Origin of the sequence: Methanobrevibacter sp. (genome assembly GCF_045120835.1) — an archaeon.
Classification (GTDB): Archaea; Methanobacteriota; Methanobacteria; order Methanobacteriales; family Methanobacteriaceae; genus Methanocatella.
Window position 1 is genome coordinate 1 of the sequence record NZ_JBGVFE010000088.1, and the last position, 7,623, is coordinate 7,623.

5 protein-coding genes are annotated in these 7,623 nt (G+C 40.9%); all 5 read right to left on the minus strand.

From position 1 onward, the window contains the following. The coding region (locus ACJMLO_RS08010; RefSeq protein WP_405295640.1) for a reverse transcriptase N-terminal domain-containing protein at positions 1–230 on the minus strand (230 nt) is incomplete at its 3' end. Between the two features lie 657 nt (positions 231–887). Further along, positions 888–1,220, minus strand: a complete 333-nt coding sequence (locus ACJMLO_RS08015; RefSeq protein WP_405295642.1) for a DUF2149 domain-containing protein — start codon at positions 1,218–1,220, stop codon at positions 888–890. A 9-nt stretch (positions 1,221–1,229) separates the two neighbouring features. After that, positions 1,230–1,874: a MotA/TolQ/ExbB proton channel family protein gene (locus ACJMLO_RS08020; RefSeq protein WP_405295644.1), complete on the minus strand. Its 645-nt coding sequence runs from the start codon at positions 1,872–1,874 to the stop codon at positions 1,230–1,232. A gap of 9 nt (positions 1,875–1,883) precedes the next feature. Then, complete coding sequence (locus tag ACJMLO_RS08025; protein WP_405295646.1) at positions 1,884–2,591, minus strand: DUF2162 domain-containing protein; 708 nt, start codon at positions 2,589–2,591, stop codon at positions 1,884–1,886. Beyond that, the gene (locus tag ACJMLO_RS08030; protein WP_405295648.1) at positions 2,592–7,550 is read right to left on the minus strand and encodes a cobaltochelatase subunit CobN; all 4,959 of its coding nucleotides are present in this window, start codon (positions 7,548–7,550) and stop codon (positions 2,592–2,594) included. Positions 7,551–7,623 lie beyond the last annotated feature (73 nt).

Below are 7,623 nucleotides of genomic sequence, written 5' to 3' on the forward strand. Positions count from 1 at the left end.
TTATTAGTCTGAGTGACTTTCTTAATAGCCAGTAAAAGTACAGAATCACTGTATAATAGAATTCTTTGCAGATTCCTTACTTTGCGAGTATCACCAGTACTTTCGGCATGATATATCCGCTTTTGCAACTTATCTACATGCTTTTCAATCTTATACCAATTAATAGAAGACCAATCGTCAATGTATGAGGTGGTGGACTCACAAGAATTATTTCTATGAGTGTTACTCATCAGTTATACCCCCATTCTTTGAATAAGTAGCAAAAATTCGTTTTATATTCATGTTATTCACCATTCGAAATTCAGCCAGGTTTCCCATGATATCCAACATATTTGGATAATATCCGTTCACAGTTATATAATTCCCTTTTATTCCTGCTGTCTTATCGACTATAACGGCATTTGCTTTCTTCGAAATCGTTTACCCTACACAGAATTAAATATCATTCACAATCAACCTACCACAAAAAAAGAAAATATTATTAAAGTGGACTGTTTAGGGCTTACCAGGTTAGTCTTTCATCAGATACGAGTAACTTAGGTCCAATCTCATACACCGGCAAGCATTACGAGTTATAGTAAATAGATACGGATAAATTACCTATTTTCGTAGAAATATCTTGCAATACAACAGTATCATAAAAATGAAGCGTATTCCACCTGTTGCTGGTTGTTACGATGCTTACAATTGTTCACACTACATTAACCTTATTACTCTTTCTCTAGCCCACAAGTATTTGAATACTAAATATTTGATTAGGCATTCCATCATGCAACCTTTTAACCAATTACTTGCTTAAAAGTTTCAGGGGAGAAAATCTCACTATAACAGAGATTAGAATCAATATTCCACTGATTTAAAGGGAAAAAGACCCTATCCTGTCGCACTTAACCTTCAACCATGATGAGCTTGCCCGTTGAAGGATCCTTATAGACCTTACCCATTTCCATATACCCCTGACCGGAACTGTTTGAAGTGTCTGGGGTTTCATTCAAGACCTGTCCTTCGCTGACTTCGGATACGTCAGGTGAATTTTCATTTATTTGCTGCTGGGGATTCTGATTGTCCTGAAATACTACGCTCTGCATATTCCAGCTTATGACAACGAATATCAGCAACCCTACAGCAATCACAAGCATTGCATCAACAAGGTTGGAAGTCCCTGCCATCGGGTCTTCTTCGCCTTCTGAAAATCTCTTTTTTGACTTGTCACGAACCATAATGCCACCCTATTGATTCAATTTATCCAAAAGAGCATCGGCAAGTGCATCCAAGTTGGACAGATACTCCTCATACCATCGACGTCTGATCTTTGATACGAAATAGGCTACAGCCCCTGCACCGATACCCACAACGGTTGTGTCGAAGGCAACGATGATTGCATTAGCCAAGGTGTTTACATCTCCTGCACCTAAAGCCGCAAGCCCAGGTCCCATCGGAATCAGTGTACCCATCAGCCCTAAGGTAGGTCCGATACGGGTTACGACATCTGTCTTTTCGATTTTCTTTGCGAACTTGTTTTCCTCAAATTCTATCAGCTTTTTAGCAAGGGCATGTCTTGAATCGGCAGTCAGCTCGTTTGAACGCAATATCTTGATTAGCACCACCTTTTGAGATTCATAAATCTTTGCGTTTTTAATGACATTTTTTATTTCATCTAAGGAAGTTGCATTTGATATCGAATAAATCATCTCTTCTATCAAATCCGGCGTTACCTTTTTTCTTGATGTGTACTCTGAGATTAAGCCCCCAATAGCCAATACTGCAAATATTGCAAAGATTACCAAAAATATGATTACCGGAATCTGCAGACTCTGTGAAATCATGTTCAATGTTGAGGTTAATATTTCGCTTCCAGGAATTGTTGTTACCATTAAATCACCTTAATTGAAATTGCTGTTTCTCCTTGATATTATTCCGCCAATTGCGATTACTACAAGTATAATTATCAATGCTCCAATTAAAGAATATGGAGAGGATATTGAAATTGCATCCATAGGATTTTGAATCATGGCTGTAATGTTTGGCAAGAACAGTGCTGAGAGCAGGAAATAGATTCCCAAAAAGAACATGAAATTGCCTAAAACAATCGGATACGGTTTGTTAATAAACTTAACCAGGAAATTGGATGCAAAGTATGTTACAATAATTGTTAAAACCAAAGCTCCGGCTACCACTAGACTTAAATCCATAAGTCCCAATCCTACGGTTGGCGCCACAAGCATTATGCTTACGATAATAGATCCAAAACAGCACGGACACGGAGCAACCACCGCCATGCATGTAGCGGCGGTTGTGTTTTTCTCAAACACCTTATATTCGCGTATTGTAAATATTCCTGCCAGAATCATTATGACCGCCATTATCAGGAAAAACTCGAAGTTATAAGTATATATCAAATCTGTAATCTGTTCGGTGAAAAATGAGGATATCTTCGTCAGTATCAACACTCCTCCACCATAACCTATTGAAACAACTGCCAGATATTTCTTTGACATGTTGGCAAGGCCTGTTGCAAGGCCCAATTTGATTCCGAAAATTAAAACGGCAGAAAGAATTCCCAACTGCCATAAAATGTTTATTGCATCCATTTATTCACCTAATTTTTCATTGAATAACTTATCTAAATCTTGATTTTTAGCTGATTTGTCGCTGTCTCTGAAGTATCCGACAGCCACAACCATAATTAAACATAATATAGCCAATACGGCTACGATAGAAAGGCCAACCTCGCTTGCTGACTGTGAGGTTATCGGATTGATTTCAACTGACTTTTTAACGTCAGCACTTTCTGAAGACGAACTTCCAGCCTGAACTGATTCACTTCCCGCACCAACATTTGAAAATGCTTCTCCCTGGGCATTTTCACCGTTTTGAGCTGTAGTTTGGGTTGTGGTTGAACTTGAATTTGTCCTTACTGTTGAAGAGGAAGTTGACCCTTCAGTCGGATTATTTGTCGAAGCTTCACTTTGCGGATTCTGTGAAGATTGGGACTCAGGCGGAACTGTACTTTGGGTATTGTTTGCAAACACCGGATTTTTAGTGGCTTCATATAATTTTGGAAGCAGTTGGGCCAAAATATCCGGATTTACGTACTGCACTGCCCACTGCATCATTGCAATGTTGCCGCAGCTGCAGTCACAGCATGCAACGCCGTTTTGAATTGTGGCCTGCGCCCAGGTATTTGCTATCTTGCTGATTGTTGCCTTATCAGCATTCCAATAGCCGTCGTGAATTGTTGTAAGCATTGTTCCACTCATTGAGATATAGGAATAAGCATTGTTGCCGCTCATCAGCCAGTCACTGACTCCTATGCCATATTTGTCATTGTAATAGGTATCATAGATTCTGTTCCACAGGCTGTCTGAAACCGCTGACGGCCTTGTTACCTGCCATCCGTGCAAGTTGCTTATGAATTTGTTTGACATGTAACGGGCTCCGCTGTAACCCTCTTTCATCATTCCCTTAATCCAATCGGGATTGTCATATCTTGCAGCAATTTCCCTATACATTACCTCTTCAAGGGATGAGACATATGCGTTATTCTTATCCGCATACATCAATACGTTGAATTTCGGAGCCTTGCCTGAGATTTCCTCCACAGTCATTGACAGACCTCCCCAGTAATCGAAGAAGTCGTCGTTGTCCAAAACACCATATTGGTTTGTGTTACGGCTTGCCACAATGGTATCTGAGTTTGACAGTGCCCTTAGGAATACTAAAGGATTTGTATCTCCCCAATAGTTTTTAGAATACATGTTACCCATTCTTCCAAGGTAGAAATCAGCCAATTCGCTTGTATCATTCCATGTCCATGACATTGATACCAATTTTGATATTCCTGCACCATAATCTCCGTTCGGCGGTGCGAATATCCTTGTAATTGCGCATTCACCGGCATAAGTTGAATTATAACCTATGCTTAAATAATATAATGTATCTTCAATCCAGTGCTGTGCGACATAATTTGATTCCAAAGGCTCATTTGAAACTCCATAATAGTTAATACTAACCATTACGCTTTCCAATGCGTCCATCAATTGCTTATTTTTTTGGAATGTTTTATCTTCAGTTAATGTTAAGTATGATCTGGCCAATGCCATTCTGAATGCATTATCCATCAAAATTGACTGTGAAGAGTACAGATCTCTAAACAGACCACTTGTAATTACACTCACATCTATCCTTTTGTGGGTCCATCCGTCAGGACGAGTCAGATCATCCAATGGAATTACCTCAGGCATTGCTGATACCTTCTTACCTGTCGGGTTTCCCTCATCGTCATAGCCTGCACTTGATGAGTCTGTCCATACCGGCTTCATACCCAATAAGTATAACACGGTTGACACGAGAGCTCCATCGTCCCTTGCCGTTTCCACACACCATATTCCCATTATAATCTTTTCGGTTGTGTCATTTAAATCGGCAAGGGTCAGTAAAGCCAGAGTTTTTGCATACTCCCATGCTTCCTGGGTTGGAAGTTCACTTGACTGGTCCTGGAACATGTTCTTACCGGTCGGAAGTATTGCAGGCTTTATGACAAGCTCTCCACCTTCACCAACTGGAATGTATCTGCCGTTCAATCCTTCAAGCATTGCATCCAATTCGTTTGCAACTGAAAAATCAATCAGCTCGATATATTGCTTAGCCAGTTTAAGACATGCCATGAATGTCGGATTGTCGAATTTGGAATTCTGCAAGACCATTGTATCGTAGACCGTTTGGGCATCCCAGTAAATCAGTGCCTTAACAATATTATATGCTTCGCTCATGACAACTTCCCTTTCGGATGGGGACAATTCATTATAACCTTTTGAGTAATAGCAATTTGACAGTTCTGTGAACAGGTTGACGACGCCCTGATTGTTTTCAAGGACATAGTCGTATGACAGCATTGCCGAAACTGTACTTGCCAGGTCATTTTCACTCCATTTCTGGCCCAATGCATGAAGTCCCAAAGGATAAAGCGTGGACTGCATTGAAGTGAGGAAATCGTTGACCTTTTTTACAAGGAGATTGGCGTCAATTGCTTTTACCTCATCGACTGTCAGTCCCAGATTGGTTGAATAATCACTTTCAATGATGATTTTGCGAAGAAGCTCCGGATTGTTCAAATTATTGGCCAATACTGTCAGGTTGCCGTATAGATGTGTATAGGACATCGGAGAGGTCAGATGTGAAATGATGACTGCAAAACCTCTTCTTTTGGCCTGAATAGCTTCTGCCAGACCGTCGGCAATATAGAAGTACAGCTGCGGAACATCCCCAACTACAACAGATCCGTAATCGGTTGCGGAAAGCAGGATTTCCTTACCAGGCAGCCATTCGTGGGTAGCGTGCCTTCCGACAAAAATCATTGCATTGTCATATTTTGTCTGCATGTAATAGTAGGCCGCAAGATACTGATGGGTCGGTGCTACTGCAGTACAGTGGTAGAGGTTTTCAATATCTGATTCCCATCCTCTTTGAGGTTCTGGAGCGATGAAAACGTTTCCATAGGTCAGACCCGGAATGACAAAGTAATCGGTGCCGTTTCTTGTAACCACCATAACGTTTCCGGGAGCCTCACCCCAGCCGTTAAGGCCTGAAATGTTTAGCTTTTTAAACTCATTGAAGTATTGCTGGAAGAGATTGAAGTATTGGACATCCTTTGTCTGTGTGTACTGTTTTAATGCACTTACGATATTTGTTAAAACGGCCTTTGACTGTTCCTGGTTTTCGTCAGGAAGCAATGCCACGACCTGATTGTACCAGTCATCGATGGTATCTCCAATCGTTACCGTATAGTCAAGCTCCACCGCACGCCTTGAAAGCTCCCCGATATATGCGACAGGCCCCTCCCTTACCTGAATCTTGACGATTTCATCAAGTGAATTGAACCATTGTGTGTATTCATCAACCGGAAGAAGTGTCACTCCTGACTGGTTGGCAAGCTTTTCAAGCTCTCCCGGTGCCCATGTGGCCACATTGATACCGCACTTGAGCATCAAGTCCTCAAGCTCTGAAACATTGTTCGGAAGTTCACCAACGTTATATCCTGCACTTTCAAGGGTTTTGAGCATGTTGTAGATACTTGTTATTGTATCCAGGTAACTGGAACCGATGTTCTGTTTGCCCGGAGGATAATTGTAATAGATGATTGAAATCAGCTTGTCTGAATTTGGAGTGTATTTCAAATCAACCCATGAATCGATTCTGTCTGTCAGCAAATCGACGTTTCTCTCATATGGAATATATGTCACAATGCGTGCGCCTGTGAGATTGGAAATGTAGCTGGACTGGCCTCCAATGAATGTCGCATCAACTATTCCCTGAGTCTCGGCAATGGTAATGTGCCACCACTTGTCACTTCTCTCGGTTGTAAGGCCTGTTGAGCCAAGCTCCCACATCTCGTTTGAAACATAATCTGAGTGTACCGCTCTGAAAACCGGCACTCCAAGCTCTTCAAAAAAGTCTGTTGCCTTAGTGAAGTTCTCTCCACCGACACCATATGCAACCATTGAGACAATAGCATCGACATATGTCTCATAATTTGAGGAATTCTTTAAAAATCCCTCGATGTCTGCGCCTGCACCGGTGAATGATTCGACCATTACCCTTAACTGTTCAGCTGACCCTCCGGCCGCATAGACCGGTATGACATTATATCCCTTTGATTCAAGGGATTCAATGATTGAAACTGTGGGGTGAAGCTGCTGGGATGAAATGTACATTGTACTTTCGAGAATTCCGACTGTGCGTGTCCTTGACGGGTCGAAAAATGTCTTCATGTATTCATCCAGCGTGTACCACCTATCACGGAAAATTCCATATAGTTTTGTGCCTGAGAAATTAGGCAGTTCATATCTAAAATCATATCCCAGATAGTTTAAAGTGCACAATATCTGATTTTTAAGGTTGTCCTTATCATTTATATTCTTATAGAGAACCAGCTGATTGAATAGAGTGTCGAATTTGGCTCCATCACCTGAAATATAGTTGCTGATGTCATCGTATGGATCTCCTCTTTTTGTATGCTGGAAATAGTCAATAAGCTCATCATTGGTGAAGGATGTGAATATCTTGCTATAGTTTATGGTATTGTTTCTGACCAGATTAAGTGAAGTGGAGCCTGAATTCATGTTGCCGGAGGGAAGCTCCAATATCAAAAACAGCTCCTTGTGTGAGAGTTCGGGATATTTGCCAAGCAAATTTGTCAATACGGAATCCACATCGGTACTGATCCATTCTCCGATAAACGCATCAGACTGGCTGAATAGAGTGTGCAGTTCCTCCTCATTCATGTCCTTTACCTGCTCACCACTTCTGACGACCAGCTTGAATCCTGTCAGGTTATCCTGATTGCAGATTTCCTGGCTTGCCTGCTCTATTACATTGGTTCCTGGACTGTCTGAAATAATGAAAACAGTCTTTTGATTGTCTGCGGAAATATCGCTTTGTGAGGCATCCTCCAGCAATAAAGTGTCATTTGCCTGAGCAAAGCAAAGCTGAGTAGATAGGAAAAATGAAAGAATGATTAATATTAACAATAACTTTTTATTACTTCCCACATTAATTCACCTGAATTTATTTAATAGATAATATATTATTAGTAATAAAGTTAATAATATATATTTTGATTAA

Coding starts and splice junctions, on each gene's coding strand:
- ACJMLO_RS08015 (WP_405295642.1), bottom strand. CDS start 1,220: ATGGTTCGTGACAAGTCAAAAAAGAGATTTTCAGAAGGCGAAGAAGAC.
- ACJMLO_RS08020 (WP_405295644.1), bottom strand. CDS start 1,874: ATGGTAACAACAATTCCTGGAAGCGAAATATTAACCTCAACATTGAAC.
- ACJMLO_RS08025 (WP_405295646.1), bottom strand. CDS start 2,591: ATGGATGCAATAAACATTTTATGGCAGTTGGGAATTCTTTCTGCCGTT.